This window comes from Streptomyces sp. NBC_00247 (assembly GCF_036188265.1).
Lineage (GTDB): Bacteria > Actinomycetota > Actinomycetes > Streptomycetales > Streptomycetaceae > Streptomyces.
In genome coordinates, this window is record NZ_CP108093.1 from 6,527,659 (window position 1) to 6,554,222 (window position 26,564).

At 72.7% G+C, this 26,564-nt stretch carries 29 protein-coding genes; 19 read left to right on the forward strand and 10 right to left on the reverse strand.

The window, feature by feature from the left end; all coding sequences use genetic code 11:
* Positions 1–2: 2 nt before the first annotated feature.
* From OHT52_RS28105 to OHT52_RS28135, 7 genes are all read left to right on the forward strand, one after another.
* A complete protein-coding gene (locus OHT52_RS28105; RefSeq protein ID WP_328722968.1) occupies positions 3–218 on the forward strand; it encodes an MbtH family protein in 216 nt (71 codons plus the stop codon).
* An 8-nt stretch (positions 219–226) separates the two neighbouring features.
* Positions 227–1,540 (forward strand): cytochrome P450, encoded by a 1,314-nt coding sequence (locus tag OHT52_RS28110; protein ID WP_328722969.1) that lies wholly within the window; start codon positions 227–229, stop codon positions 1,538–1,540.
* A gap of 26 nt (positions 1,541–1,566) precedes the next feature.
* Positions 1,567–2,328 carry an SRPBCC domain-containing protein gene (locus tag OHT52_RS28115; RefSeq protein WP_328722970.1) on the forward strand — a complete coding sequence of 254 codons (762 nt, stop codon included), beginning with the start codon at positions 1,567–1,569 and terminating at the stop codon, positions 2,326–2,328.
* Positions 2,328–2,528 (forward strand): hypothetical protein, encoded by a 201-nt coding sequence (locus OHT52_RS28120; protein ID WP_328722971.1) that lies wholly within the window; start codon positions 2,328–2,330, stop codon positions 2,526–2,528. The genes OHT52_RS28115 and OHT52_RS28120 overlap by 1 nt, the downstream gene beginning before the upstream one ends.
* A 489-nt stretch (positions 2,529–3,017) precedes the next feature.
* Positions 3,018–3,833 (forward strand): hypothetical protein, encoded by an 816-nt coding sequence (locus OHT52_RS28125; protein WP_328722972.1) that lies wholly within the window; start codon positions 3,018–3,020, stop codon positions 3,831–3,833.
* A gap of 230 nt (positions 3,834–4,063) precedes the next feature.
* Positions 4,064–4,330: a hypothetical protein gene (locus OHT52_RS28130; RefSeq protein ID WP_328722973.1), complete on the forward strand. Its 267-nt coding sequence runs from the start codon at positions 4,064–4,066 to the stop codon at positions 4,328–4,330.
* Between the two features lie 63 nt (positions 4,331–4,393).
* Positions 4,394–5,173, forward strand: a complete 780-nt coding sequence (locus OHT52_RS28135) for an ABC transporter permease (RefSeq protein ID WP_328722974.1) — start codon at positions 4,394–4,396, stop codon at positions 5,171–5,173.
* Positions 5,174–5,225: 52 nt separating this feature from the next.
* On the opposite strand, the gene OHT52_RS28140 is transcribed toward OHT52_RS28135, so the two are convergent.
* Positions 5,226–5,435, reverse strand: coding sequence for a hypothetical protein (locus OHT52_RS28140; RefSeq protein WP_328722975.1), 210 nt, complete (start codon positions 5,433–5,435; stop codon positions 5,226–5,228).
* 125 nt (positions 5,436–5,560) lie between these two features.
* Positions 5,561–6,205 carry a TetR/AcrR family transcriptional regulator gene (locus tag OHT52_RS28145; protein WP_328722976.1) on the reverse strand — a complete coding sequence of 215 codons (645 nt, stop codon included), beginning with the start codon at positions 6,203–6,205 and terminating at the stop codon, positions 5,561–5,563.
* 171 nt (positions 6,206–6,376) lie between these two features.
* Between OHT52_RS28145 and OHT52_RS28150 the strand changes: the two genes are divergently transcribed.
* Entirely contained in the window at positions 6,377–7,339 is a 963-nt protein-coding gene (locus tag OHT52_RS28150) for a zinc-binding dehydrogenase (RefSeq protein WP_328722977.1), read from the forward strand.
* A gap of 101 nt (positions 7,340–7,440) precedes the next feature.
* Here OHT52_RS28150 and OHT52_RS28155 read toward each other — a convergent pair whose 3' ends face one another.
* Both OHT52_RS28155 and OHT52_RS28160 read right to left on the reverse strand, forming a co-directional pair.
* Positions 7,441–8,313 carry an undecaprenyl-diphosphate phosphatase gene (locus OHT52_RS28155; RefSeq protein ID WP_328722978.1) on the reverse strand — a complete coding sequence of 291 codons (873 nt, stop codon included), beginning with the start codon at positions 8,311–8,313 and terminating at the stop codon, positions 7,441–7,443.
* A 198-nt stretch (positions 8,314–8,511) separates the two neighbouring features.
* Positions 8,512–9,225 carry a TVP38/TMEM64 family protein gene (locus OHT52_RS28160; RefSeq protein ID WP_328722979.1) on the reverse strand — a complete coding sequence of 238 codons (714 nt, stop codon included), beginning with the start codon at positions 9,223–9,225 and terminating at the stop codon, positions 8,512–8,514.
* A gap of 218 nt (positions 9,226–9,443) precedes the next feature.
* On the opposite strand from OHT52_RS28160, the gene OHT52_RS28165 reads away from it, so the two are divergent.
* The 3 genes from OHT52_RS28165 (at position 9,444) to OHT52_RS28175 (ending at position 11,835) form a co-directional block, all read left to right on the forward strand.
* On the forward strand, positions 9,444–9,620 hold the full coding sequence (locus tag OHT52_RS28165; RefSeq protein WP_328722980.1) for a hypothetical protein: 177 nt from the start codon (positions 9,444–9,446) through the stop codon (positions 9,618–9,620).
* 98 nt (positions 9,621–9,718) lie between these two features.
* Entirely contained in the window at positions 9,719–10,894 is a 1,176-nt protein-coding gene (gene tuf / locus OHT52_RS28170) for an elongation factor Tu (protein ID WP_328722981.1), read from the forward strand.
* A 95-nt stretch (positions 10,895–10,989) separates the two neighbouring features.
* Positions 10,990–11,835: a spermidine synthase gene (locus OHT52_RS28175; protein ID WP_328722982.1), complete on the forward strand. Its 846-nt coding sequence runs from the start codon at positions 10,990–10,992 to the stop codon at positions 11,833–11,835.
* Here the strand turns inward: OHT52_RS28175 and OHT52_RS28180 are convergent.
* Positions 11,797–13,152 (reverse strand): MFS transporter, encoded by a 1,356-nt coding sequence (locus OHT52_RS28180; protein WP_328722983.1) that lies wholly within the window; start codon positions 13,150–13,152, stop codon positions 11,797–11,799. The two genes, OHT52_RS28175 and OHT52_RS28180, sit on opposite strands and share 39 nt — an antisense overlap.
* Positions 13,153–13,315: 163 nt before the next feature.
* Complete coding sequence (locus OHT52_RS28185; protein ID WP_328722984.1) at positions 13,316–14,413, reverse strand: hypothetical protein; 1,098 nt, start codon at positions 14,411–14,413, stop codon at positions 13,316–13,318.
* A 112-nt stretch (positions 14,414–14,525) separates the two neighbouring features.
* On the opposite strand from OHT52_RS28185, the gene OHT52_RS28190 reads away from it, so the two are divergent.
* Both OHT52_RS28190 and OHT52_RS28195 read left to right on the forward strand, forming a co-directional pair.
* The gene (locus tag OHT52_RS28190) at positions 14,526–14,963 is read left to right on the forward strand and encodes a DUF4442 domain-containing protein (RefSeq protein WP_328723933.1); all 438 of its coding nucleotides are present in this window, start codon (positions 14,526–14,528) and stop codon (positions 14,961–14,963) included.
* A gap of 168 nt (positions 14,964–15,131) precedes the next feature.
* Positions 15,132–15,785 (forward strand): DedA family protein, encoded by a 654-nt coding sequence (locus OHT52_RS28195; RefSeq protein ID WP_328722985.1) that lies wholly within the window; start codon positions 15,132–15,134, stop codon positions 15,783–15,785.
* 64 nt (positions 15,786–15,849) lie between these two features.
* On the opposite strand, the gene OHT52_RS28200 is transcribed toward OHT52_RS28195, so the two are convergent.
* Positions 15,850–16,380: a gamma carbonic anhydrase family protein gene (locus OHT52_RS28200; protein WP_328722986.1), complete on the reverse strand. Its 531-nt coding sequence runs from the start codon at positions 16,378–16,380 to the stop codon at positions 15,850–15,852.
* Between the two features lie 130 nt (positions 16,381–16,510).
* Between OHT52_RS28200 and OHT52_RS28205 the strand changes: the two genes are divergently transcribed.
* Complete coding sequence (locus tag OHT52_RS28205) at positions 16,511–17,260, forward strand: acyltransferase (protein ID WP_328722987.1); 750 nt, start codon at positions 16,511–16,513, stop codon at positions 17,258–17,260.
* A 30-nt stretch (positions 17,261–17,290) separates the two neighbouring features.
* Here OHT52_RS28205 and OHT52_RS28210 read toward each other — a convergent pair whose 3' ends face one another.
* Positions 17,291–18,157 carry a DMT family transporter gene (locus OHT52_RS28210; RefSeq protein WP_328722988.1) on the reverse strand — a complete coding sequence of 289 codons (867 nt, stop codon included), beginning with the start codon at positions 18,155–18,157 and terminating at the stop codon, positions 17,291–17,293.
* Positions 18,158–18,256: 99 nt separating this feature from the next.
* On the opposite strand from OHT52_RS28210, the gene OHT52_RS28215 reads away from it, so the two are divergent.
* A complete protein-coding gene (locus tag OHT52_RS28215; RefSeq protein WP_328722989.1) occupies positions 18,257–18,829 on the forward strand; it encodes a helix-turn-helix domain-containing protein in 573 nt (190 codons plus the stop codon).
* A gap of 42 nt (positions 18,830–18,871) precedes the next feature.
* Positions 18,872–19,432 carry a YbaK/EbsC family protein gene (locus OHT52_RS28220; RefSeq protein ID WP_328722990.1) on the forward strand — a complete coding sequence of 187 codons (561 nt, stop codon included), beginning with the start codon at positions 18,872–18,874 and terminating at the stop codon, positions 19,430–19,432.
* A gap of 526 nt (positions 19,433–19,958) precedes the next feature.
* On the opposite strand, the gene OHT52_RS28225 is transcribed toward OHT52_RS28220, so the two are convergent.
* Positions 19,959–20,807 carry an aminoglycoside N(3)-acetyltransferase gene (locus OHT52_RS28225; RefSeq protein WP_328722991.1) on the reverse strand — a complete coding sequence of 283 codons (849 nt, stop codon included), beginning with the start codon at positions 20,805–20,807 and terminating at the stop codon, positions 19,959–19,961.
* A 96-nt stretch (positions 20,808–20,903) separates the two neighbouring features.
* On the reverse strand, positions 20,904–21,311 hold the full coding sequence (locus OHT52_RS28230) for a CoA-binding protein (protein WP_328722992.1): 408 nt from the start codon (positions 21,309–21,311) through the stop codon (positions 20,904–20,906).
* Positions 21,312–21,444: 133 nt separating this feature from the next.
* Here OHT52_RS28230 and OHT52_RS28235 point away from each other — a divergent pair, with 133 nt between their 5' ends.
* From OHT52_RS28235 to OHT52_RS28245, 3 genes are all read left to right on the forward strand, one after another.
* Positions 21,445–22,071 (forward strand): YigZ family protein, encoded by a 627-nt coding sequence (locus OHT52_RS28235; protein WP_328722993.1) that lies wholly within the window; start codon positions 21,445–21,447, stop codon positions 22,069–22,071.
* A 281-nt stretch (positions 22,072–22,352) separates the two neighbouring features.
* Complete coding sequence (locus tag OHT52_RS28240) at positions 22,353–23,516, forward strand: exonuclease SbcCD subunit D (protein ID WP_328722994.1); 1,164 nt, start codon at positions 22,353–22,355, stop codon at positions 23,514–23,516.
* Positions 23,516–26,536, forward strand: a complete 3,021-nt coding sequence (locus OHT52_RS28245) for an SMC family ATPase (RefSeq protein WP_328722995.1) — start codon at positions 23,516–23,518, stop codon at positions 26,534–26,536. The genes OHT52_RS28240 and OHT52_RS28245 overlap by 1 nt, the downstream gene beginning before the upstream one ends.
* Positions 26,537–26,564: the final 28 nt, after the last annotated feature.

The following is a 26,564-nucleotide window of genomic DNA, read 5'->3' on the forward strand; positions in this document are numbered from 1 at the left end:
ACATGACCAACCCCTTCGACGACCAGGACGGCACCTTCCTCGTCCTCGTCAACCACGAGAACCAGCACTCCCTCTGGCCGCGGTTCGCGGACGTACCCGAGGGCTGGACCGTCGCCCACGGCCCCGACACCCACGCCGCCTGCCTGGCCCACGTCGAGGAGTCCTGGACCGACATGCGGCCCAAGAGCCTCGCCGACGCCATGGACACCCGGCGGTAGTGGCCGACATGACCTCGACCGAAACCGTGGACGGGGCCCGCGACACCGCGGGCCCCGCCCGGCCCGGCGGCCTCGCCGTGTGCCCCGCCCAGCCGCGCGGCCCCCTCGCGGGCCCCGGCGGGCCCGACGGCCTCGCCGCGGCCCTGCTCACCCCGGAAGCCCGGCGGGACCCGTACCCGTTGTACGCCCGCATGCGGCGCGACGACCCGGTCCACCGCAGCACCCAGGGCATCTGGTACCTCACCCGCCACGCCGACGTGGAGGCGGCCCTCGGCGACCTGCGGCTGTCCAACGACCGGGACAGGATGACCCGTGCCTACAGCTCGCTCGGCGGCGACCTCAAAGCCCTCAGCCGGCTCACCGAGCGGCTCGGCCGGGTGATGAGCAACACCGACCCGCCGGACCACGCCCGGCTGCGCAAACTGGCCAACAAGGCGTTCACCGCCCGGCGTGTCGAAGCCCTGCGCGACGGCGTACAGCGGATCGTCGACCGGCTCGTCGACGAGGCGGTCGCGGCCGGTCCGGACGTGGAGCTCATCGAGGCGGTCGCCTCGCCCCTGCCGATGTCCGTCGTCTGCGAGCTCTTCGGCATTCCGGACGAGGACCGGCCGCGGGTCAAGAGCTGGTTCAGCCGCTTCGGCCGGCTCAGCGAGGACATCGACAAGTCCGAGGCGGCGATCGACGGTTACGAGGAGTACCTGTCCGGGCTCATCCGGCAGCGCCGGCGTGAACCGGGTGACGACCTGATCAGTGCCCTGGTCGCCACCCAGACCAAGGACGACCGGCTCACCGACTCCGAACTGCTGTCCACCTGCTTCGTCCTGATCACCGCCGGGGACGAGACCACCACCCACCTCATCAGCAACGGCGTGCTGGCCCTGCTGCGCAACCCGGACCAATGGGCCAGGCTGCGTGCGGAGCCGACACTGATCCGCGGGGCGGTGGAGGAACTGGCCCGCTACGACACGGTGACCCAGGCGATCGTCCGGGTGGTCGCGGAGGACCTGGAGATCGGCGGACGGACCTTGCGCGAGGGGGAGCTGGTGTACCTGTTCCTGGGCGCGACCAACCGCGATCCCGAGCGCTTCGAGGACCCCGACCGGCTCGACCTGTCGCGTCCCGGCAACCGACACCTGAGCTTCGGCCACGGCCCGCACTTCTGTCTCGGCGGCCCGCTGGCCAAACTCCAGGCGGAGGTGGCCATCGGCACGCTGGCGCGCCGGCTTCCCTCGCTGCGCCTGGCCGACGGGGCGGCGCTGGAGTGGCGGGACAACCCGTTGCAGCGCCGGCTGGCCACCCTCCCGCTCGTCCACCGACCATGAACGACCACGAAGGAGCGGTACCGACCATGGCCCGAGAGTTCGAGGTACGCCGAGAGCAGGACCTGCCCGTCACGCCCGAGCAGGTCTGGGACGCTGTGGCCACCGGCGCCGGCAACCTCGGCTGGCTCTATCCGATGGAGATCGAGCCGCGCGTCGGCGGAAAGGCGACCCGGGGAGACGCCACGGTCGTTGCGTGGGAGCCCCCGTACCACTTCGCCGTCCGGGCGACCCAGGACGGCGGGTTCTCCAACACCCTCAGCTACCGGGTCGAACCGGCCGACGGCGGCACGAGCCACCTGCGGATGGGAATCCACTGGGTGCACACGGGCGTCGTCGACGACGCCTGGAACTGGGACGCCAAGACGGACGTGGCCGAGAAGTACGTGGACTTCCACCAGCACGCCCTGGCCGAGTACCTCAGGCACTTCGCCGGCCGCCCCGCCGTCTACGTCAGGTCCCAGCAGCCCGAACCCACCGCCGATCCGGCCGACTTCGCCGCGCTGCGCCGGCGCCTCGGCCTCGCCGAGGACGCCGTCGTCGGCGACCGGTTCACCCTTTTCGCCCCTGGCCCCGGCCAGGGCCCCGTCGAGGTGGTCGTCGACTGGCTCAGCACCGACTTCGTCGGCCTGCGAGGTCCGGACGCCCTGTACCGGTTCTTCAACGGCAGTACCTGGAACGTGCCGATCTGGCTCGGACACCACCTGTTCGCCGAACACACCGACGAGCAGCAGGCCACCAAGGAGTGGACGGCCTGGCTCAACGACACCGCCCCCGTTCAGGAGATCTGATGGAGACCGCCACCCGGAGACTGCTCTTCGCCGCCGAACTCGTCGAGGAGAACGGCACGTACGCCCTCGTCGTCCAAGACGTGCGAACGGGCTCCGTGCAGACGACCCCGGTCCCCAAAGCCATGGTCGACAAGCTCCCGACGTTCCTCTCGGCGCTCACCGCCAAGTTCAACCCGGTTCCACAGCGTCGCCGTTGGTAGTTCCGGAGCGGCTTTTCCGCGCCGGCCCGACCGTGGTGAGGCGCCTTCCTCGCCACCCGGTGTCCGAGTCCTGCGGCCACGGCAGTCCGTGAGGGCCGGCCACGCTTCCCTCACCGCGCGGTCTCCTCCTCGTCCACCGGGCGGGGAGCGACGGTCACGGGACCCGGACGTGAGGGCTGTCCCGTGACGTCGTTCCTCATGGCGTGAGTGCTCGTCGGTCCGAGCAGGGCTGGTCGGGTCGAGCAGTTGGTGCCGGACGGGCCGTGGGTGTCGTTCCGGCGGGTGGTGCCACCAGCGGATCATGATCACGACGTCTGCTAGATTGCTTGCGCCGTGCATGGATGATCTGCCGGTACGCCGACACCCACCGCGACCCTCGATGCGGCACGGGAGTCGGCCCGTCGGCCCTCCGCACCGGTCGCAGCGTGTACCGGGCCACTGCGCACGGACCACCCGCGCGGCCGACGGCGGGCACCATTGTGGAGAGTAATGACGAACGTGACCCGCGCCCCCCGGATGGTCGGCGCCGGACTGGCGGCCCTCGTGATGGCCGCCGGCGCGGCGGCCTGTTCCTCGGACGGTGGGGACAGCCGATCCGCGGCGGGGGCCTCCCCGAAGGCCGAGGTGCTCACGGAGAACGGCTACCGCGGCCTGACGCCAGGCATGAGCAAGGACGCCGCGCTGGCCGGCGGCACCCTGGAGACGACGGCGATCTCACAGCTCGGCGGCTGCACCGACTTCACCTTCACGGGGTCAGCCGCCGGCCGGACCTCCCAGGACAGTGCCCGGATGGCGGCGGAGGCCGCGGCCGAGGCGAAGCTCAAGGACCTCAACGCGAAGGCGGACCAGGCGGCCACCGCCGAGCCGGACCCGCTGCCGACCCTGCCGGCGAACGCCTCCGCGGCGGAGTCCGCGGAGTTCGCCAAGCGCGCGGCGGAGTCGGCCGGGCACGTGGAGGCCGACACCAAGGTCATCGCGGACGCGGCACAGGCCCAGGCGGACGTCATGAAGCTGCGTGAGGACCTGGACAAGGCGTTCCTGGCACAAGGCCGGGTCTCCTTCGGCTCCACCGGGCTGCGCGAACTCGCCGTTCCGGCCGCCGCACGGACGGCCGAGGGCATCGGTGCCGGATCCACCCTCGCGGAGCTCAAGCAGGCCTATGACTCCCACGGCCTCGCGCTGGCCGAGGACGGCCGGTACAGCGTACCCGTCGACGGAAAGCAGGACTGGGCGTACGAGTTCACCACCGACGGGGACAAGGTCAGTGGCCTCGCCCTCATCAACGCTGACATGAAGTGCGCCTGACCACACATCAGTCCGGCGTGGAACCAGCACCGTCGGTCGCGCCGGACCGTGCCTGACGAGGACTGACCGGGCCCACCGGCTCCTGGCGGGATCGACGGTGTGGGTGCTGCCGGGGAGACGCGGGGGCAGTCGGAGACGGGGCGCCGGGCCGGGAAGCGCGTCGACGCTTCCGGAGCACGGTGAGCGGTCCGCGCACTGCGGTTGTCAGTGGTGGGTGCGATCCTGCCCGTATGGACGAGCTGATGCGGCGTCGGGTGTACGGCGCCGACCATGAGGACCCGGACCCCGGACCACGCCCCGGGCACACCTACCGTGAGCTGGTCGGCGGCCCTCTGGACGGGCTGCTCCTCGACGTGACCGGATGGTCGAGGACGGCGCTGGCCGAGGGGGCGGCCCTGATCACGGAGATAGGGGCGTACGGCCCGGGCGGCCGAGCCGAGTACGGCCCCCGCCGGGGGGATCTCCAGCGGTGGGACTGGCAGGGCGACACCCCGTAACCCCCACCGGCCTCCGCCTCGGGCCCTGCTCGGCCGTTCCCGCAGGGCCCATAGGGTGGTCCGGTGACTCTGAGTGCGGCATCTCTCCTCCCGGTCAACCTCACCCTCGGCATCCTGCTGGGTGTGCTCGCGCTGGTGGCGGCGGCCGTGGCGGGGCTCTGTCACCTCTCCCCGGACGACCGGACGCACCGGGCCCGGGAGATCCTGATCGCCGGGGTGCGTGCGGCGGTCCAGCTCGCCGCGGTCTCCCTCGTCATCGCCTGGGCGGTCCACGAGGTCCTCGGGCTGCTGACGTTCCTGGTCGTCATGTTCTCGGTCGCGGTGCGTACGGCCGGGCGCCGGATCACCGGCAACCACACCTGGTGGCTGGCGTGCGTGCCGATCGCCGCGGGGGTGGTGCCGGTGGTCGCCTCGCTGCTGCTGTCCGGCCTCGTACCGGTGAAGGGCGTCGCGCTGATCCCGGTCACCGGAATCCTCATCGGCGGGGCGCTCACCGTGACCGTTCAGGCCGGGCGGCGGGCGCTGGACGAGCTGGAGCAGCGGCGGGGCGAGGTGGAGGCGGCCATGGCGCTGGGATTCTCGGAGCGGGACGCCCGGGTGGAGATCGCGAGACCCTCCGCGTCCGACGCGTTGCTGCCCGGTCTCGATCAGACCCGGACCGTGGGAATGGTCACGCTTCCCGGTGCGTTCGTCGGGATGCTGCTGGGGGGCGCGAGTCCACTCATGGCGGGCGCGGTACAGCTCTTCGTCCTGATCGCCCTGATGGCCGTGCAGTCGGTCGCGGTCGCGGTCACCGTCGAGCTCGTCGCCCAGCACCACATCTTCCGGGCCGAGCGGGGATGACGTGCGCCCGCACGGTCACGCCGCTTCGTAACCGGGATGTCCGCCCGCACGGTCACGCCGCTTCGTACCGGTGGGCCCGGCCGCCCCGCCACTCGACCCACCGGGGGTCGTCGAGCAGCCGCTCGGCATCGAGGAGGCCTGCCCGCCGCAGGAACTCGACCACGTCGGAGTCGCCCCTCGCGAGCCCCGCGATCTGCCCCCGGATGGTGACTCGCCGGCCGCCGCTGGGGGACGGGCGGTGGATGCTGATCGGCGCGCTCATGATTCCAGGGTGCGCCGGTCGCGGGACGGGCGCATGAGGGTCGTACCCGCCGGGGCGGTACGGGGTCGGGCCGGCGGGCGCAGTGGGTGTCGTGAGGCACAGGGGCCGGGCATGTCATCGAACATTCATTCGAGTCTACGCCTGGCGGCGTCGCCCCGTCGTGGTCCTCCGTCCGCCGGTGGCAGGGGCGCGTGGTGGGGGCAGGCCTCGAATGCCTGGATCGCCAATGCCGCGAAGCGCCGGGAGGCCGCGACGCGGGTGGCGTTCGACGTGGCGTTGATCCCCTTGTTGGCCATGAGTACGAGAACCAGGTCGTCCATCACGAAGTCGGACCGCAGCCGTCCTGCCTCCTTGGCCCGCCGGGCGAGTCCGGCGACCGCCCGCACCGTGTACTCACGGCCGGCCGCGGCATCCGTCGCCCCCGGAAAGGCCGACAGGAACGCCTCGGTGAATCCCCGGTCGCGGGCGTGCAGCTCGCAGATCCGCTCGATCACCCGGCACAGGCCCTGCCACGGATCAGGATCGGCGCACCCCTCGTCGACGATGGCGCGGCACGCGTGCAGCTGTTCCGCGAACGCGTCGGCGACCAGTGACTGCTTGGTGGGGAAGTGCCGGTACAAGGTGGCGGGTCCCACCCCGGCACGCCGTGCGATTTCCCGCATCGGCACGTCCAGGCCTTCGGCGGAGAACAGTGCTCGGGCCGCGTCGAGGATGCGGTCGCGATTGTCCAGCGCGTCGGAACGCTGGGGGTGAGGCAAAGGGGCGGTCACCGCTCTCACTTTACCTAAACGGACGGGGGCGTCCGTTACCGTCCGAAAGGTGAGGCGGGGCGCTGGGGCCCGCCCCGGCGACGGCGGGGAGGTCCCCTCCGCGCCGAGCGGCGATCGGTGGCCGACCGGGCGTGCAGCCCTGTCGACGCGATCCGGGACGACGGAGACGACATGAAGGCAATCGCGATCCAGACGTTCGGAGGTCCGGAAGGTCTGGCCCTGATCGATCTGCCGGTACCCGTGCCCGAGGCCGGGCAGGTGCTGATCGCCGCCGAGGCGGTGGGCGTCGCCGGTGCCGACACCCTGATCCGAAGCGGGGCTCTGGCCGCCTACGGGTTCAAGGAGGGCCACATTCCGGGTGGCGAGGTGGCAGGCAGGGTGATCGCGGTCGGCGACGGTGTCGACACCTCGTGGACCGGCCGCCGGGTGTGGGGCTTCACCGGCACCGGCGGAGGCTACGCCGAGCAGGTCGTCGTGCCGGTCGAAGAGACCCTTCCCCTGCCCGGCGAGTTGTCCGCCGTCGACGCGGTGACACTCGGCAGCGCCGGCGTGGTGTCGCACTTCGGGCTCCGCCACGCCCACTTCGCTCCCGGCGAGACGGTCCTGGTGCGCGGCGCGGCCGGCAGCATCGGGATCATGGCAGTGCAGCTCGCCGCTCGCGGAGGTGCCGCCGCGGTGGCGGTGACGACATCGTCGGCCGAGCGCGGCGAACGCTTGCGCCGCCTCGGTGCGACCCACGTACTGGAGCGCTCCGGTGCCGGAGGGGAAGACGCTCCGGCCGGTTATGACGTCATCATCGACGTCGTGGCCGGTGAGGACATGCCGTCGTTCTTCGACCGGCTGAACCCGAACGGCCGCATGGTGGCCGTGGGCGCCGTCGGGGGCCTGCCGCCGGCCGACTTCGGCGCGAAGATCATGGCGGCGTTCCAGAAGTCGATGTCCTTCGCCGCTTTCAGCGCGGCCACCGTCACCCCGGCCGACCTGCGGGCCGTGCGCGGCGAGCAGTTCGCCGCAGCCGGCCGCGGGGACATCGAAACGGTGGTGCACGAGGTGCTGCCCCTGGAGGGGGCCGTGCTGGCGCACCGGAAGATGGACGCGGGTGAGGTCTTCGGCCGCATCGTGCTGAAGCCGTAGCGTCCGTACTTCCCCCGCGGCCCCGTACGCGAAAGGGCCGGGGCGGGTCCGCCTCACACCCTTCGGGTGGTGGACCCGCCCCGGCCCTTCGCCGCGTTCGGTCAGCCCGCCGACTCGCCCGCGTGGGGGCTCAGCACACCCGCCGTGACCAGGGCGAAGAGGACGATGCCGAGGACCACCCGGTAGTAGACGAAGGGCATGAAGCTCTTGGAGGAGATGAACTTCATGAACCACGAGATGACCACGTAACCGACCACGAACGCAACCAGGGTCGCGAAGACCGTCGGGCCCCAGGAGACGTGGCCCTCGCCCGCGTCCTTGAGCTCGAAGACGCCGGAAGCCAGGACTGCGGGGATGGCCAGCAGGAAGGAGTAGCGGGCCGCGGCCTCGCGGGTGTAGCCCATCAGCAGACCACCGCTGATGGTGGCGCCCGAGCGGGAGACACCCGGGATCAGCGCCATCGCCTGGCAGAATCCGTAGATCAGCCCGTCGCGGACCCCGAGGTCCTGGAGCGACTTGCGCTCCTTGGCGGCGCGGTGTTTGCCGCCGGCCTCGTCGCGGGCCGCGAGCCGGTCCGCGATGCCGAGGACGATGCCCATGACGATCAGCGTCGTCGCGATCAGGCGGAGATCACGGAAGGGGCCCTCGATCTGGTCCTTGAAGGTCACCCCGAGCACGCCGATCGGGATCGAGCCGACGATGACCAGCCAGCCCATCTGGGCGTCGTGGTTGCCGCGCATCCCGCGGTCGAAGAGCGACCGGAACCAGGACGAGATGATGCGGGCGATGTCCTTGCGGAAGTAGATGATCACCGCCGCCTCCGTGCCGATCTGGGTGATGGCGGTGAACGCGGCGCCGGGGTCGTGCCACCCGGCGAATGCGGCGGTCAGCCGCAAGTGTGCGCTGGAGGAGATCGGCAGGAACTCGGTCAGTCCCTGCACGAACCCCAGGACGAATGATTCGAACCAGCTCATGGGGCTTAGGCCATCCCGGAGGTGATCAGGCTACGGCCGCGCGACATGGAGGACGCCGGCAGCGTGCGAATACGGTCAGAAAAGGACAAGGCGCAAGCCTCGGAGATCTTTTGTCGTCGGCCGCAGGGTATCGCCTGCGGGTGAACGGCTTGCCCCCTGCCCCCGTCCCGGACCCCCGTCGTGCCGCCGGACGCGGATTCAGGCGGCCGTGCCGAACCGGTGGCGTTTGCGCCAGGCGACCAGCGCGCCCCCGAGGGCCGACAGCACGATGAAGCCGGTGGCGACCAGGAAGGCGGGGGACGTGGGCGAGGCCGCCTCGCTGCCGGCGACGACGTAGGCGGCCGTGTTGGGGATGGACCCGAGCCCGGTCGCCAGCAGGAACGGCGCGTACCGCATCCGGGAGGTGGCCGCGCAGTAGTTGGCCGCGGCGAACGGCACGCCCGGGAAGAGCCGGAGCGCCAGCACGGAACGGAAGCCGTGCCGGCTCAACAGGGAGTCCGCCGCCTTCAGCCAGCGACCGCGCACCAGGGTGCGCAGCGCGTCCTGGCCCAGCACCCGGCCGAGCAGGAAGGAGACTCCCGCCCCGAGCACCGTGCCGGCCAGGGCCGCGGCGAGACCGGCCTGCGTACCGAAGAGTGCGCCTGCCGCCAGGTTGAGGAGAGGGCGCGGCGCGAAGGCGACGGTGGAGACGCCGTACGCCAGCCCGAAGAGCAGGGCCGCCGTGCCGCCCGTCAGCTGGGACGGCCAGCCGGAGGAGAGCATCCGCTGTGGGTCGAACAGCAGCATGGTCGACGCGGCGGCGGCCAGCACCACCACGAGCAGGGAGAACCGGGACCAGGGGGACAGCAGCGCCTTCGAGAAGCGCAGGGCCGGACCGTTGCGGGGACGGGCCGCGGGGACGGGTTCGAACATTTGGGGAGAGTAACGGAAAGAGGCATGTGATCGCCGTAATGTACGCGTGATGATCTGACGGTCCGACAGGACCGTTCGGTCCACAGTCCGGCGCGCGCCGGCCCGCTCACGCCTCTCTCAGGGGCCCCGCGCCCCGCGCCCCGCGCCCCGGCGGGCGTGTCCCGCCGCAGCCGGAAAACCTGTCGACGCGCACGCCGCCGACCGGCCATCATCCAGACATGTCCCGGTACGCCTTCCTCGCAGCGCCGTCCGCAGTCGCGGACGCGCCGAAGGCTGCCGCGAACACCGCGGCGACGCTCACCGCGGCGGCATCCCCCGCAGCGGCACTCCTCGCGACGACGCTCCCCGCAGCCGCCTCCGCCGCCCCGGCGTCGCTCGGCGGCGCCCGAAGCTGACCCTCCTCCGACTGTCCGGCGGACCCCGCGAGGGGAGGGTCGGACAGGCACAGGGGTCCCCTCTCACGTCTCACGGCTTCGAAACCAAGGAACGAGCCATGCCCAAGACGGCATACGTGCGCACCAAGCCCCACCTCAACATCGGAACCATGGGCCACGTCGACCACGGCAAGACGACCCTCACCGCCGCCATCACCAAGGTCCTCAGCATGCGGCCGGGGGCCGCCACCTCGTACGTCGCGTTCGACCGGATCGACCGCGCCCCCGAGGAGACCCGGCGCGGCATCACCATCAACCTCGCGCACGTCGAGTACGAGACCGACACCCGGCACTACGCCCACGTCGACATGCCCGGTCACGCCGACTACATCAAGAACATGGTCACCGGAGCCGCCCAGCTCGACGGGGCGATCCTCGTCGTCTCCGCGCTCGACGGCGTCATGCCGCAAACGGCCGAGCACGTGCTGCTGGCCCGTCAGGTCGGCGTCGACCACATCGTCGTCGCCCTCAACAAGGCCGACGCCGCCGACCCCGAACTGGCCGAACTGGTGGAACTGGAGGTGCGCGACCTGCTCTCGGCCCACGGGTACGGAGGCGACACCGTGCCTGTCGTCCACGTCTCCGGGCTCGGGGCGCTGGAGGGCGACCCGCGCTGGACGGCGGCGATCGAAGGACTGCTCGACGTGGTGGACACGTACGTGCCGATGCCGGTGCGCTACACCGACGCGCCCTTCCTGCTACCGGTGGAGAACGTCCTCACCATCACCGGGCGCGGCACCGTCGTCACCGGTGCGGTCGAGCGCGGCACCGTACGCGTCGGCGACCGGGTCCAGGTGCTCGGCGCGGACGCGGAAACGGTGGTCACCGGCGTGGAGACCTTCGGCAGGCCCATGGAGTCCGCGCAGGCCGGGGACAACGTCGCCCTGCTGCTGCGCGGGGTGGAGCGCGACCGGGTCCGCCGGGGCCATGTCGTCGCGGCGCCCGGCAGCGTCGTCCCGACCCGTCGTTTCACCGCGCGGGTGTACGTCCTGTCCGCCCGCGAGGGCGGCCGCACCACCCCGGTCGCCACCGGGTACCGGCCGCAGTTCTACATCCGTACGGCGGACGTGGCCGGGGACGTGGAGCTGGGGACGGCCGGGGTGGTACGCCCCGGGGAGTCGGTCACCATGACGGTGGAGCTCGACCGGGAGGTCCCGCTGGAGCCCGGGCTCGGCTTCGCGATCCGCGAGGGCGGCCGCACGGTCGGCGCCGGCACCGTCACCGCGTTGCTCTGACCGCGACGGCCCGACGGGGCCGGGGCCCGTCTTCCCACCCGGGGGAGGCGGGCCCGCCGGACGGTGAGCCCCGCCGGACGCCTCACAATGGGGGAGTGAACGAGCCCATACCCGTCATCCGCGATGTCGACTGCGGCACCGCCCGCCTGCTGCCCGACGTGGACCGGGACCACGCGTGGCTGCTCACGGTCGACGGGGCCCCGCAGTCCTACGTGGACCTGGACGACCCCGCACACCTGGAGTTCGAGTACGTCCAACGGCTCGCGCACGTGCTGGACACCGTCGCGGACCCCGGCGAACCGCTCGACGTCCTGCACCTGGGCGGCGGGGCGCTGACCCTGCCGCGCTACACCGCCGCCACCCGGCCCGGCTCCCGCCAGCGGGTCGCCGAGGCCGACCGGGGACTGCTGGAGCTGGTGGCGGAGCGACTCCCGTTGCCCGACGGCAGTGGTGTCACCGTGCATGCCGAGGACGCCCGGGAGCTGCTGGAGCGGACCGCCCCGGGCACGGTCGACGTACTGATCGCCGACGTCTTCGGCGGGTCGCGCGTCCCGGCCCACCTCACCTCGGTCGAGTACGCGCGGGCCGCCGCCCGGGTGCTGCGTACGGACGGGATCTACGCCGCCAACCTCGCCGACAGCGCGCCCTTCGGGTTTCTGCGTTCCCAGCTCGCCGGCTTCGCCACCGTCTTCCCCGAGCTGGCGGTCGTCGCCGAGCCCGCCGTGCTGCGCGGCCGGCGCTTCGGGAACGTCGTCCTGCTGGCCGCGCACACCCCCCTGGACACCGCCGCGCTCACCCGGCGTTGCGCCGGTGACGCCTTTCCCGCCCGGGTCGAGCACGGGCCGGCGCTCACCCGCCTGATCGGCGGGGCGGAGCCGGTCGGCGACGCCGACGCGGTCGCGTCACCCGAGCCGCCCGAGGGCGCTTTCAGCATCGGCTGAGGAAGCGGCGGGGAGGGTGTCGGCCGCCAGGCCCCGGGAAAGGTCCTCGGAGCCGGGTCCGCCCGCCGTGACGGGCACGGTGTGCTCGCGCCGGGTCATGTTCCGTACGTCCGGTACGAGCAGCACCAGCGCGGTCGTGATCAGCACCAGAGCGGCACACCCCCACAGCGCCGTCCCCCGCCCGACGAGCCCTTCGACGGGGCCGGCCACCGCTGTGGCGAGCGGGAGCATCGCGACGGAGCCGAACCAGTCGTAGGCGGAGACCCGGGAGAGCTTGTCCTCGGGGATCTCCTGATGCATCGTCGTCATCCAGGACACCCCGAACACCTCTATGGCGACGCCGCTCACGAACATCACGGCACAGAGGCCCGCCACCGGCAGCGGCACGGCGAGCGCCGCCGAGGGGAGGGCCAGCGGGAAGACGCCGAGCGTGCCCGCGAGCAGCAGTCGCCGGGGCTTCCACCGGGACATCAGCAGCGCCCCGCCGAGCGTGCCCGCACCGAACGTGGCGAGGGCGGTGCCCCAGGGACCGGAACCGCCGAACTCGTCGCGGGCGACCAGCGGACCGTAGACCGACTCGGCGGCGCCGACGACCGCCACGACCACCGAGAACTGCGCCACGATCGACCACAGCCAGGGGCGGCCGATGAACTCCTGCCACCCTTCCCGCAGGTCGGTCAGGAGGCCGCCGCCCGGTTCACGGGCGGGGATGTGGCTCACGTCGAGGAAGGCGCGAAGCCCTCCGGCGACCGCGAAGCCCGCCGCGTCCAGGGCCAGTACCCAGCCGGGGTTCACCGCCGAGGCCATGACCCCGCCGAGGGCGGCCCCGCCGATGCCCGCTCCCTGGGACGACATGCGGAAGAAGGAGAAGGCGCGGCCCGCCTGCTCCGCGGTGACGGAGGACATCAGCATCCCCTCGGCGGCCGGGTTGAAGAAGGCCTGTCCGGTACCGCAGAGCGCGGTGAGGACCATCATCTGCCAGAGTTCGGCGGTGCCGGTCAGCACCAGCACGGCGAAGGCCGCCTGGGAGACGCAGTTGAGCGCGTTGGCCGCGACCATCACCCGGTGGCGGGGCATCCGGTCCGCGACGGCCCCGCCGATCAGGATGAAGACCACCAGCGGGAGGGTGCGGGCGGCGGCGACGAGACCGATGTCCCCGCCGTCCCCGCCTTGCTGGAGCACCGCGAACGAGGTGGCGATGAGGGCACTGCTGCTGCCCACACCCGTGATGACGGCGGCGGTGGTCAGCAGGGTGTAATTGCGGCCGGCCCACTCGGGGCGGCGCCGCTTCACGGGGGAAGGCGCGGGGGATGTCACCCAGGGACTAAACACGGCGGTGCCCCGCCTTGCCAAATGGATATGTCCCCGCGAGGGCGTGAGGTCCGGCTTTCCCCGGTTCCGCCGCCGCGCCGCGGAAAGCCGGGCGGCGGAACCACGAGCACCCGAGCCGTGCCCGAAGGGTCCGGTTCGCGGGGCCGGATCAGGAGGTGATGTCCACCAGCCGGACGGTGCTCAGGACCTTGTCGATGGTGGTGTCGGACAGCTCGTCGTCCACGCCGGTGGCACCGTAGAAGACCCAGCTCGCGTACGCGCCGTCGCTGTTCTTGAAGCTGAAGACGACCGACTTCCCGTCCGTGTCGCACTTGTTCTTCTTCGCCAGGCCGAGCGCGGTGGCCTTGGCGACGCTGCCGGTCAGACCGGACGTGGTGGTGTAGGGCTCCGGAGCGGCCACCTTGATCTTGTCCGCGGGGTCGGTCTGCGCGTAGGCGGCCCAGACCCACTGTTCCGCGGTCTTCGTCGCCGCCTCGTCCGTCGACTTGGCGCCCTGGGCGCCCTTGCTGCCGACGCCCGCGAGGCTGGTCTCCTCCTCCCTCCCGTCCTTGTCGGAGTCGTCCACGCACCACTTGCTCTTGAGGTACGCGGGCGCGGTGAAGACGGCGGCGGGCGAGCCCGTCGGGTTCTTGGCGTCCTCGAACCCCGCGCTCATGCCGGCGGACGACACCTCCCAGTCGCCCGGCACCTCGAACCGCGTCCCCCACTTGGGGTTGGTGACGACCTTCCACCCGGGCACGGTCGGCTTCGGGTCGTCGTCGCCGCTGCGCGGGTTGACGGGTGCGGAGGTCGCGGCCGTCGGCTTCACCGAGGCGGTCGGCGAGCCCTTGCCGTCGGCGATGTCCTTGCCGCCCGGCTTGTCGTCCTTCTTCATCACCACGACGCCCGTGACGACCGCCGCCACCACGACCGCCGCCGCCGCGACGACGGCGACCACCGCGGTCTTCCGCTTGTCGTCCGGCCGCTGCGGCCCGCCGGGAGGCCCCTGCACGGCGTACGCCGGAACGGTCGGCTGCTGATACGGGTTCGGCCCGCCGGGCTGCCCGTTCTGCGGATAGCCGTAACCGGGCTGCGGGCCCTGCGGGTAGCCGTAGCCGGGCTGCTGACCCTGCTGTCCCGGCTGACCCTGCGGGTATCCCGGCTGCTGGTACGGATTCGGCTGCTGGTACCCCGGCTGCTGGTACGGATTCTGGTTCGGGTCCTGCGGGTTCTGCTCGCCCCCGGGCGGCTGCTGTCCTGGCCACATGGCCAGTAACCATAGAGGGACGCGGGGACATCGGCCACGGCCGCCCCTGTGAGGGGATGGCCAAGAAGTTCTACCCGCGAGTAACATCTGGCCCATGAGCGCTGCAGAAGAGATGAACCTCGGCGACATGCTCGCCGCGACGGTACCGATGGTCCGCACCCTCGGCCTCGAATTCCTGGAGACGGGAGCGGAGCGTGCGGTGCTGCGCCTGCCGGATCAGGCCGACTACCACAACCACCTCGGCGGGCCGCACGCCGGAGCCATGTTCACCCTGGCCGAGTCCGCCAGCGGTGCGATCGTGATGGCGGCCTTCGGCGACCAGCTCGGCCGCGCCGTGCCGCTCGCCGTCCGGGCCGAGATCGGCTACCGGAAGCTCGCCATGGGCGAGGTCACCGCGACCGCCACCCTGGGCCGTCCCGCCGCCGAGGTCGTCGCCGAGCTGGACGAGGGCAAGCGGCCCGAGTTCCCCGTCACGATCGAGATCGCCCGCGCCGATGGAGCCGTGACCGGTGAGATGACGGTGGTCTGGACGCTCCGGCCGCACGGCTGAGCCTGCGGCCGTCCGCCGATCCGGTCATCCGGCCGGCGCGGCCCCGTCGGCCGGAGGTCCGCCGCCAGGAGCGGCGGACCCCGGCGGGGCCGCGCCCGGTAGGCTGCCCTGTGCCATGTCGCCGCACGGGCGACCGGCAGGGGGAACACCCGCACGGGAGGAACGGCTTTGCACGTCCAGGAGTGGCTCGAAACCATCCCCGCGCTCAGCATCTACCTTCTGGTGGCGGGCGTCATCGGTCTGGAGAGCCTGGGCATCCCGTTGCCCGGTGAGATCGTCCTCGTCAGTGCGGCCCTTCTCGCCTCCCAGCACGGGGACATCAACCCGTACGTCCTGGGAGCCTGCGCCACCGCCGGAGCGGTCATCGGCGACTCGATCGGCTACGCGATCGGCAGGAAGGGCGGCCGTCCGCTGCTGGCCTGGCTGGAGGCGAGATTCCCCAAGCACTTCGGGGCCGCCCAGGTGGGCATGGCGGAGCGCTCGTTCGAGAAGTGGGGCATGTGGGCGGTGTTCTTCGGCCGTTTCGTGGCGCTGCTGCGCATCTTCGCGGGACCGCTCGCCGGTGTGCTGCACATGCCGTACTGGAAGTTCCTGATCGCCAACGTGCTCGGCGGCATCGCCTGGGCGGGGGGCACCACCGCCGTCATCTACTCGGTGGGCGTGGTGGCCGAGTCGTGGCTCAAGCGGTTCTCCTGGCTCGGGCTCGTGGTCGCGGTACTCATCGGCCTGACCTCGATGCTGGTGCTGAAGAACCGTGCGAAGAAGGCGGCCGCCCAGTCCGCCGCCGAAGCCCCCGCCACCTCCGCCGCGACGGCGGACTGAACGCCGGGCCGACCCGGGGCCGGACACCGCCCGGGGTGCCCGGCCCCGGGTCGACGGTCCGGGCTCAGCCCGCGTGGGCCGCGCGGTGCGCCTTGGCCAGCTCCACATAACCGACCGCGTTGAACTTGATCCCCTCCAGCTCCTCCGGGGTGACCGGCCGCTTGACCCGCGCAGGTACGCCCGCGACCAGGGAACCCGGCGGTACCCGCATGCCCTGGGGGACGAGCGCCTGGGCCGCGACCAGTGATCCCGCACCGATGCGGGCGCCGTTGAGCACGGTCGCCCCCATGCCGATCAGCACGTCGTCCTCGATCACGCAGCCGTGCAGTACGGCGTTGTGGCCCACGGACACCCGGTCACCGACCACGAGCGGGAAGCCGGGGTCGGTGTGGACGCTGCAGTTGTCCTGGATGTTGCTGTCGGCCCCCAGGGAGACGGGCCCGCAGTCGGCCCGCAGGACGGCCTGGTACCAGACGCTCGAACCCGCGGCGAGGGTGACCTCGCCCACCACGACGGCGGTCGGTGCCACGAAGGCGTCCGGATCGACCGACGGCTCCCTGCCGCCCACGCCCCTGATCAACGGCTGCTCCGCCACGTTCGCTCCTTCGTCCGACGATCACCTTCCGAGGAACCGTAGGTGACGTGCGCTCATCCGCCGGGCAGTGGGGCGAACATCACAGAGCGGAGCCCCGGAGGGGGAGAACGCGGACGGCTACCGTGAGCGGGTGCCGAAGAGCAAACACGCGTTCCCCTTCCTCTCCCGCTGGTGGCGTCGCGCCGCCTCCCGCGCGGTCCACCGCGGCCGGGCGTGGGTGGGGGAGCACGGTGCGGTGACGGCCGAGCACCCCGGACCGCTGCGCTTCGGCCGGATCGGACCCGGGACGCGGCTGGCGTTCCCGCAGGGCACGGTCTTCGGCGAGGCGTGGATCCACCTCGGGGACCACTGCGTCATAGCCGAGCAGGTGACGCTCACCGCCGGGATGATGCCCGGTCTGGAACTGGGTCCCGACCCCATCCTGACGCTGGGCGACGGGGTGGTACTCGGCCGGGGCAGCCATGTCATCGCCGACACCGCGGTGGCGATCGGCTCCGACACCTACTGCGGTCCCTACGTCTACATCACTTCCACGAACCACAGCTACGACGACCCGGAACAGCCGGTCGGCAGGCAGTGGCCGCGCACGGAACCCGTCGAGATAGGGCCCGGCTGCTGGATCGGCACCGGAGCCGTGGTGCTGCCCGGTGCCCGGCTCGGCCGCAACGTCGTGGTGGCGGCCGGCGCGATCGTACGGGGCGAGGTCCCGGACCACTCCGTCGTCGCGGGCGCTCCGGCCCGGGTGGTGCGGAGCTTCGACCCGGAGCGGGGCTGGCAGCCTCCGCTCCGCACGCCCGCGCCCGTACCGATTCCCGAAGGCGTCACGCCCGCGCAGCTGCTGGACTTCGCCGCCGCGGAGAGCGGTCCCGGACCGGCCTGAACCGGGGGCCCGGTGGTGCGGCGCCCGGCGTCATCCCGAGGCCAGCAGGACCGTGCCCATCAGGGCCAGACCCGCGCCCGCCGCCTGGATGCCGCGGAGCCGTTCCTTGAGGACGCCGCGCGCGACCAGGGTGGTCACCACCGGATACAGCGAGGCCAGCACCGCCGCCACGGTCACCGATCCGTGCAGAGCGGCGGTGGCGTACGTGCCGTTGGCCGCGACGTCCGCGAGTCCGACGAACGCCAGCGCGGGCAGCGCCCCGAGGACCACGGCCCGGCCGCCCTCGACGGGCAGGGCCCGGCCGCCGCGGCGTACCGACACGCCGAGAGCCGCGCCGCCAACCACGACGTTGGTGACACGCTGCACGAAGAGGGCCAGGAACAGGCCCGTCGTACTGGTCGAAGCCTCCGCGACCAGGGACATGACGGCCCCGAAGCCGAACGCCGCGACCAGCGTCAGCAGCACCGCCCGGCGGCGTACCGGTGCCCCGCGCAGCTCCGGCCCGCCCGCCAGGACGACGCCCGTCACGGCGACGGCGACCCCGGCGAGCTGTGCGGGGCCCGGCCGTTCCCCGGCGAGCAGACCGAGGGAGACGGGTACGGCCACGCCGAGCGAACCGAGCGGGGAGACCACGCTCATCGGGCCGAGGGCGAGCGCCTTGTAGAAGCAGAGCATCGCCACCGGGCCCACCGTGCCCGCCGCCACCGCGAACCAGAGCCGGCCGCCGGCCTCGCTCCACGCACCGGTCGCCACCACGGTGACGCCCAGGACGACGACGGCGATCGCCTGCGAGACGACGACCACGGTCAGCGCGGGAAGCCGGCGCGTCAGCAGGCCCCCGCCGAAGTCGGCGAGCCCCCACAGCAGGCTGGTGGCCAGGGCGAAGAGTGCTGACACGGCGGGCCTCGCAGTACAGTGCGGCGAACGGTTGGGCAGGGGTGCACCACACCGTAGTTCATTATTTTGTACTTCGCCATCAAGGATATTGGACTGAATGTGTCTGATCTCGACCAGTTGACCCAGTCGCTGGCACGGAACCTCAAGCGCTGGCGCGGGGAGCGCGGCTTCACGCTGGATGCTCTCGCGGCCCGTTCCGGTGTCAGCCGGGGAATGATCATCCAGATCGAGCAGGCCCGGACCAACCCGAGCGTCGGCACCACGGTGAAGCTGGCCGACGCGCTCGGAGTCAGCATCACCGCGCTCCTCGACTATGAGCAGGGCCCTCAGGTCCGCCTGGTCGCCCCGGAGCAGGCGGTCCGGCTGTGGTCGACCGAGGCCGGCAGCTCGACCACCCTGCTCGTCGGCGCCGAGGCCGGCGGACCGTTCGAGCTCTGGTCCTGGCACCTGGAGCCCGGCGACGGCAGCGCCTCCGACCCGCACCTGGAGGGAACCGTCGAGCTGCTCCACGTCACGGCCGGCGAGCTGACCCTCGTCGTCGGCGGTGATTCCCACACCGTCCCCGCCGGCACCTCGGCGACCTTCCAGGCGCACGTCGCCCACGCCTACCGCAACGAGGGCGACGAGCCGGTCGAACTGACCATGGCCGTCTGGATCCCGCCGGTCCGCTGAACCGGCGACATCCGGCTCCGAAGAGGCTGTTAGCGTGACGTCATGCGCGCCCCCATCGGCAATTTCGACGAAGACGCCGCCGCTCCCGCGGCCGACCGCACCGACCTGCTCGTCGCACCGGTCGCCGAGGCGGTGACCCGGGGATGGGGCGGTTTCGCCGCCGAGCAGATCCTGCACGTCGACACGGACCCCGACCTCGCCGACACAGCCGTCTTCGTCGAGCACTACGGCGCCGAACTCCTCGACGAGTCCGCCAACTGCGTGGTCGTCGCGGGCAAACGCGGCACCGGCGTGACCCTCGCCGCCTGCGTCGTGCTCTCCCGGACCCGCGTCGACGTCAACGGCGCGGTCCGTAGACACCTCGGGGCGCGCAAGGCCTCCTTCGCCCCGATGGACCTCGCGGTCGGCGAGAGCGGCATGGAGTACGGCGGGATCACCCCCGTCGGCCTCCCCACCGCCTGGCCGCTGCTGATCGACCCGGCCGTGCTCGACGAGGAGTGGGTCCTCATCGGCAGCGGCAGCCGTCGCGGCAAGCTCATCGTCCCCGGCAAGTCCCTCGCCGCCCTCCCGGGCGCTGTGGTGGTGGAGGGGCTGGGCGTCTGAGGACGATTCAGAACAGTGGGGGATCGGCCCTCTCGGGGATGCGCTCCGCGTCCCGCAGAAGGTTCATGACACGTTCGTGCGTGTCTCCCACCCGGTCGGTCACGCGGAGTCGTACGCGCATTTGCGTGATCACGGCGAGCGCGGCCCCGGTGAACCGGCCGACCGGCGCGGGGCTCTGCGAGAGCAAGGGTCTGCCTCGCCCGACGGAAAGCAGCGAGAAGTCCACGCGGTGGCTGAGTCCCACGGTGCTGAGGGCTCGTAGCGTCTCGGCGTGACTCTCCACGGCCAGTGGTCCGCAAGGTCCGGTGGCGCGTTTTCCCGCCACACGCCGGAGATCAACAGCCCGGCCGAAACGATGACGAGCGCGGTGGTCAGCCGTGAGAGGAGGCCATCGCGGCGTATCACCCGTTTGTCCGTGTCCATCGCTCGGCGCCCCCGTCCGGCCCGCGTGGCTGTGCGCGTCACTGTAAGTGCCGCGCCGGCCGTTGGCACCGGTCCGATTCCGGCCGTCCGGACACACCGGGGTTCACGTGCCCACAGCCTCTGAGACTCCCTGCGCGCACCCTTTTCCGGACGGCCGGAACCTGTCGTCCATGAACCTGTCCACCGCGAAGTCCACCGCTTCGCGCACCGGCACCAGGGTGCAGGCGGCCTCGCCCACCCTGCCGGTGCGGACGGCCCCGGGGCCCGCCGACCGCGCGAACTGGGCGCCCAGCGCGACGAAGTCCGAGTCGTCGAGAGCCACGTCCTCGTACTCCCACCACCGGCTCCCGCCGGTCCGGCCCACCACGCAGCGGTAGCGGCGTACGGGCGGCTCGGGGACCCGGTACTCGGCGAGGTGGAAGGCGCTGAACGTGCCGAAACCGGTGCCGAGCAGCAACGCCTGCGCGTCCGCGTCGTACAGGCGGGCGAGCGGTGAGTCCTCGCCCAGGTGGCAGGTGGCGCGGTGACCCCGGGTCAGCCGTACGGCGTCCGGGCCCAGCGCGGCGAAGGAGGTCTGCGGGTGGTCGCTGCGCCTGGCGCCGGGGCTCCGCCGGACCGCCTCGGCGAGCCGGCCCATGGCCGGGGCGGGGGTGGCGGCGGGGTCGAAGGGCGGCATCCCCGCGCGGAACCGGGCACGCTCCGCCTCGGTGAGACCTGCCGTGCGGGCCCGATGGTCGCGCGAGGTGTCGGAGTTCTCCGGTGTGAACGCGGGGACGACCAGGGTCCCCGCCGGTCCCAGCGCACCCCGCAGCCCCGCGACCACCAAGGGCGTGCGGCGGCCCGGAGGGCGTACCGCGCGCATCGACGCGTGCACGATCAGTCTGGCCCCGGGACGCACGCCCAGGGCGAGCAGCTCGGCGGCCAGCCGGTCCGGGTACGTCACCGTGTCCACGAGCGGCCATTGTCCGCCGCCGCCCGCCCCGGCGGAAGGGCGCGACCGGAATCGGATGATTCGGACGCGATGTGATCGCGTCCAGGCCCTGCCGGATCAGCGCAGGGAGGGAATTTCGATCGCGGGGCAACGATCCATGACCATGTCGAGACCGGCCTCGCGGGTGCGCGCGTACGCGTCCTCGTCGATCACCGACAGCTGGAACCAGACGGCCTTCGCTCCGATCGCCACGGCCTCGTCCGCCACGGCGCCGGCCTGCTCGCTGTTGACGAAGACGTCCACCACGTCCACCGGGAACGGGACGTCCGCCAGCGAGGCGTACCCCTGCTCACCGTGCACGGTCTCGGCCTTCGGGTGGATCGGCACGACCCGCTTGCCGAACCGCTGGAGCACCCCGGCGACCCCGTAGGCCGCCCGCGAGGTGTTGTGGGAGAGGCCCACCACGGCCCAGGTGTCGCCGGACTCCAGCAGAATCCGGCGGATCGTCTCATCGTCTGCGTACATGCCAGCGACAACCCGGCACACGCCGCCACCATTCCCCGCACGCCGCGCGTGGTGCCCACCCCGGGCCGGGCGCCGTGTTCCCCCTGGTCGGAGCGGGTACGGGCACGCCCGGCACACCGCCTAGGGTGGAGCCATGCAGGAGCAGTACCGGACAGTCGCCCGAGCGGGCGTGCACGAGAGCGAGATCAACCGGTCGCGCTTCCTCTGCGCGCTCGCCCCCGCCGCCACCGAACAGGAGGCGCAGGAGTTCGTCGCACGCGTCCGCAAGGAACACCCCACCGCCAGCCACAACTGCTACGCCTACGTGGTCGGCGCCGACGCCTCCGTGCAGAAGGCCAGCGACGACGGCGAGCCCGGCGGGACCGCCGGAGTACCGATGCTGCAGATGCTGATGCGCCGCGACGTCCGCTACGTGGTGGCCGTCGTGACCCGCTACTACGGCGGGGTGAAGCTCGGCGCCGGTGGCCTGATCCGGGCCTACGGCGGAGTGGTCGGCGAGGCGCTGGACGAGCTCGGCACCCTCACCCGGCAGCGCTACCGGCTGGCCACCGTCACGGTCGACCACCAGCGGGCGGGCAAGCTGGAGAACGACATGAGGGCCACCGGCACCGCCGTGCGCGAGGTTCGGTACGCGGAGGCGGTGACCCTGGAGATCGGACTGCCCGACGCGGACGTGGCCGGATTCAGGGCCTGGCTCGCCGACGCGACGGCGGGCTCCGCGACGCTCGAACTCGGCGGCGAGGCGTACGGGGACGTGTGACCCGCGCGGGGGCCGGTGACCTCGGGACTCCCGGCCGCCGGGTAGGGCACCGTCGGCCGGTGAGGTTCGCCACCGCCGACCCCGGCGATTCGGGAACCGGGACCCGACGGCATTAGCGTGGAGTCCGCACGGCCGTGCCGGGTGCCCGGAGACGGGTGCCACGCTGCGCGGCCCGCGCACGCGAGCGGAGACCGGTACGGCCCGGACAGGGGCGCGAGGCCGTGGCCGGCCACGGGGCGGAGGACGAGGGACATGCGGACCACAGCGGGCGGAGCGACTCCTTGAGACTGCTGCACACCTCGGACTGGCACCTGGGGCGGTCCTTCCACCGCGTCGGCCTGCTCGACGCCCAGGCCGCGTACCTCGACCACCTCGTCGCCACCGTCCGCGACCGTGAGGTGGACGCCGTCCTCGTCGCCGGCGACGTCTACGACCGCGCCGTGCCGCCGCTCGCCGCCGTCGAACTCTTCGACTCCGCCCTCCACCGGCTCGCCGCCCTCGGGGTGCCCACCGTCATGATCTCCGGCAACCACGACTCGGCCCGCAGGCTCGGCGTCGGCGCCGGGCTCATCGACCGGGCCGGCATCCACCTGCGTACCGACCCCGCCGGCTGCGGCACCCCCGTGACTCTCACCGACGCCCACGGCGACGTCGCCTGCTACGGCCTCCCCTACCTCGAACCGGCCCTGGTCAAGGACTCCCTCGGAGCGGCGAAGGCCGCCCACGAGTCCGTCCTGACCACCGCGATGGACCGGGTGCGCGCCGACCTCGCGGACCGTGCGCCGGGTACCCGCTCCGTCGTGCTCGCCCACGCATTCGTCGCGGGCGGCGAGGCCAGCGACAGCGAGCGCGACATCACCGTCGGCGGGGTCGCCGCCGTCCCCGCAGGCGTCTTCGACGGCGTCGACTACGTGGCTCTCGGCCATCTCCACGGCAGCCAGCGGGTGAGCGAGCGGGTGCGCTACTCCGGCTCCCCCCTCGCCTACTCCTTCTCCGAAGCGGACCACCGCAAGACCATGTGGCTGATCGATCTGGACGGGGACGGAGACGTCACCGGTGAACGCGTCGACTGCCCCGTACCCCGGCCGCTCGCCCGGCTCCGAGGCCGTCTCGACGCACTTCTGGAAGACCCCGCGCTGGAGACCCACCGGGACGCGTGGGTCGAGGCCACCCTCACCGACCCCGCCCGGCCCGCCGACCCCATGGCGCGGCTCACGACACGCTTCCCGCACACCCTCAGCCTCGTCTTCGACCCCGAACGCGACCCCGAGGACCCACTCGCCACGTACGCCCAGCGACTCGCGGGGCGCGACGACCACAGAATCGCGGAGGACTTCGTGGCGCACGTGCGCGGCGGCAGCGGACCCGACGAGTCCGAACGCGCCGTACTGCGCGCCGCCTTCGACGACGTACGCGTGGACGACGGCGTCCGCGAGGTGTCTTGATGCGGCTCCACCGGCTCGTCCTCACCGCCTTCGGCCCCTTCGGCACCACCACCGAGGTCGACTTCGACGCCCTCTCCTCGGCCGGTCTCTTCCTGCTGCACGGCCCCACCGGCGCGGGCAAGACCTCAGTGCTCGACGCGGTCTGCTACGCCCTGTACGGGGCTGTCCCCGGCGCACGCCAGAGCCCCGGCACCTCGCTCCGCAGCGACCACGCCGACCCCGGCACCCTCACCGAAGTCCTGCTGGAACTGACCGCCGGCGGCCGGCGTCTGGAGATCACCCGCGCACCGGCGCAGGCCCGCCCCAAGAAGAAGGGCGACGGGTACACCACCGAGAAGGCCCAGAGCCGGCTGCGCGCCTACGACCCGGTCAAGGGCTGGCAGGCCCTCAGCAAGTCGCACCAGGAGATCGGTGAGGAGGTCACCCAGCTCCTCGGGATGAGCCGGGACCAGTTCTGCCAGGTGGTGCTGCTCCCGCAGGGCGACTTCGCACGGTTCCTGAGGGCCGACGCCGAGGCCCGGGGCAAGCTGCTCGGCAGACTCTTCGACACCCGGCGCTTCGCCGCGGTCGAGGAACGCCTCGCCGAACTGCGCCGGGCCGCGGAGTCCCGGGTCAGGACCGGGGACGAACGCGTACTCGCCGGCGCCCAGCGGCTCGCGCAGGCCGCGGGCCCCGCCGCCGAGACGCCTCTGCCGACGGCCCAGCCCGGTGAACCAGGCCTGGCCGAAGCCGTGCTGGGGTGGGCGGCGGTGGCGCGCTCCGGCGCGGGGGAGCGGCTGGAGATCGCCCGCGTCGCGGCGACGGCCGCCGAGGAACGCCGGGCACAAGCCCGCCACGCGCTGGAAGCGGAGCGTGAACTCGACCGTCTGCAGCAGCGTTTCGCGGACACCCGCGGGCGCGCCTCCGTCCTGGAGGAAGGCCGCGCCGAACATGACCGCCGTGAGGAGCGCCTGGCGCGTGCCCGGAAAGCGGAACTGATCGTTCCCGCCCTCGAGCTGCGGGACGCGGCCGAGCGCGAAGCCGCCGCGGCGGGTGCCGTCCGCGACCGCTTCCGCGCGAAGCTTCCCCCGGAGCTCGCCGACGCCGGCGTCGGGCAGCTCGCCCAGCTGGAACGCCGCTACCGCCAGGAACTGGGCGGGCTCGACGCCGCCCGCCGCGCCGAATCGCGCAGCGCCGCCATCGACGCCGAACGCGCCGTCCTCGAAGGCGAGTCGGCCCAGGACGACGAGGCGATCCACGAAGCGGACGCCTGGCTGGCCGGCTGGGAGGACACCCGTACGGCCCTGGCCGCCGAGGTCGAGGCGGCTCAGGAGGCCGCGACCCGTACGGAACAGCTCGCGGCGCGGCTCGCGTCAGCACGCGGCCGGCTGGACGCCGCCCGGCGCAGGGACGTCCTCGCCCGCGAAATCGAGGAAGCCCGGAAGCAGTTGGCCGCGGCCCGCGAGAGCGCGCTCGCCGCCCACGAGCGGTGGCTCGGTTTGCGCGAGCGCCGACTGCGCGACATCGCCGCCGAGTTGGCCGCCGGACTCTCCACCGGAGAGCCGTGCGCGGTCTGCGGTTCGGCCGAACACCCGGACCCCGCGCGGGCGGGTGACGGGCATGTCGACCGCGCCACCGAGGAAGCGGCCCTGGTCGCCCACCGGGCCGCCGAGCAGACCCGCGTCCGGGCCGACCAGGCATGCGCACTCCTGACGGAGCGGTACACCGCCGCGCGCGCAGAGGTGGTCGCGGACGGGGCGGTGAGCGCCGGGTCCGGTGACCCCTCCGTCATCGAACTGGACCACCAGGTAAGGGCATTGGATCGGGAGCACGGCGAGGCCCACCGCCTCGCCGCTGGAACGCACCGGGCGCGCGAGACCCTCGCCGCAGCCGAGCGGGAACACCAGGACCGGCTGGAGCAGCGCCGCCACGCCGAACGTCGCGCGGCCGTGCGGGTCTCCCGGCGGGAGGACCTCGACCGGCAGCAGACGGCTCTGGAGGCCGAACTCGCCGATGTGCGCGAGGTTTCGGGCTCCATCGCGGCCCACGCCGACCGGCTCGCCCGGCGTGCCGACCTGCTCGCCGAGGCCGCCGAGGCGGTACGGGCCGAGCAGGGCGCGGCCGAACGGCGCAAGGAAGCCGACGGGCGCCTCTCCGACGCCGCCTTCCGCGCCGGGTTCGACACCCCGCAGGCCGCCGTCGCGACCCTGCTCGACCGGACCGCACAGCGGCAGCTGCAGAGCGGGATCGACGCCTGGCAGGCCGAGGCGGCCACCGTCGCCGACCGGCTGGCGGAGGATGACGCCCGCGCGGCCGCCTCGCGTCCCGCCGCGTCGCCGGACCGGGCGCGCGAGACGTACGACCGCGCCGAGACCCTGCTGCGCGACGCCTCGTCGGCGCTCTCCGCCGCCCAGGAACGCCGCACGGAGCTGGACCGCCTGTCCAGGGAGGCAGCCCGGGAAGTGCGCACGCTGGGCCCACTCCGCACGGAGTACGAACGCGTCGCCCGCCTCGCCGCGCTCACCGCCGGGACCTCGGCCGACAACGAACGCAAGATGCGGCTGGAGTCGTACGTGCTCGCCGCCCGCCTGGAGCAGGTGGCCGCCGCCGCCACCGTCCGGCTCCAGCGGATGTCCGGCGGCCGCTACACCCTGGTCCACTCCGACGCCCGCACGGGAGGACGCCGGGCCGGGCTGGGGCTGCACGTCGTCGACGCCTGGACGGGCAGGGAACGCGACACCGCGACCCTCTCCGGCGGCGAGACCTTCTTCGCCTCCCTCGCCCTCGCGCTGGGCCTCGCCGACGTGGTGACCGACGAGGCGGGCGGGACGCGGCTGGACACGCTCTTCATCGACGAGGGGTTCGGCAGCCTGGACGAGCAGACGCTGGACGAGGTCCTGGACGTCCTGGACTCCCTGCGCGAGCGCGATCGCAGCGTCGGCATCGTCAGCCACGTGGCCGACCTGCGGCGCCGGGTGCCCGTGCAGCTCGAAGTGGTGAAGGAGCGGAAGGGATCGACGGTCCGGCACCGGCTGAACTGACCCGCGGTACTGCCGGTGCCGGTGCCGG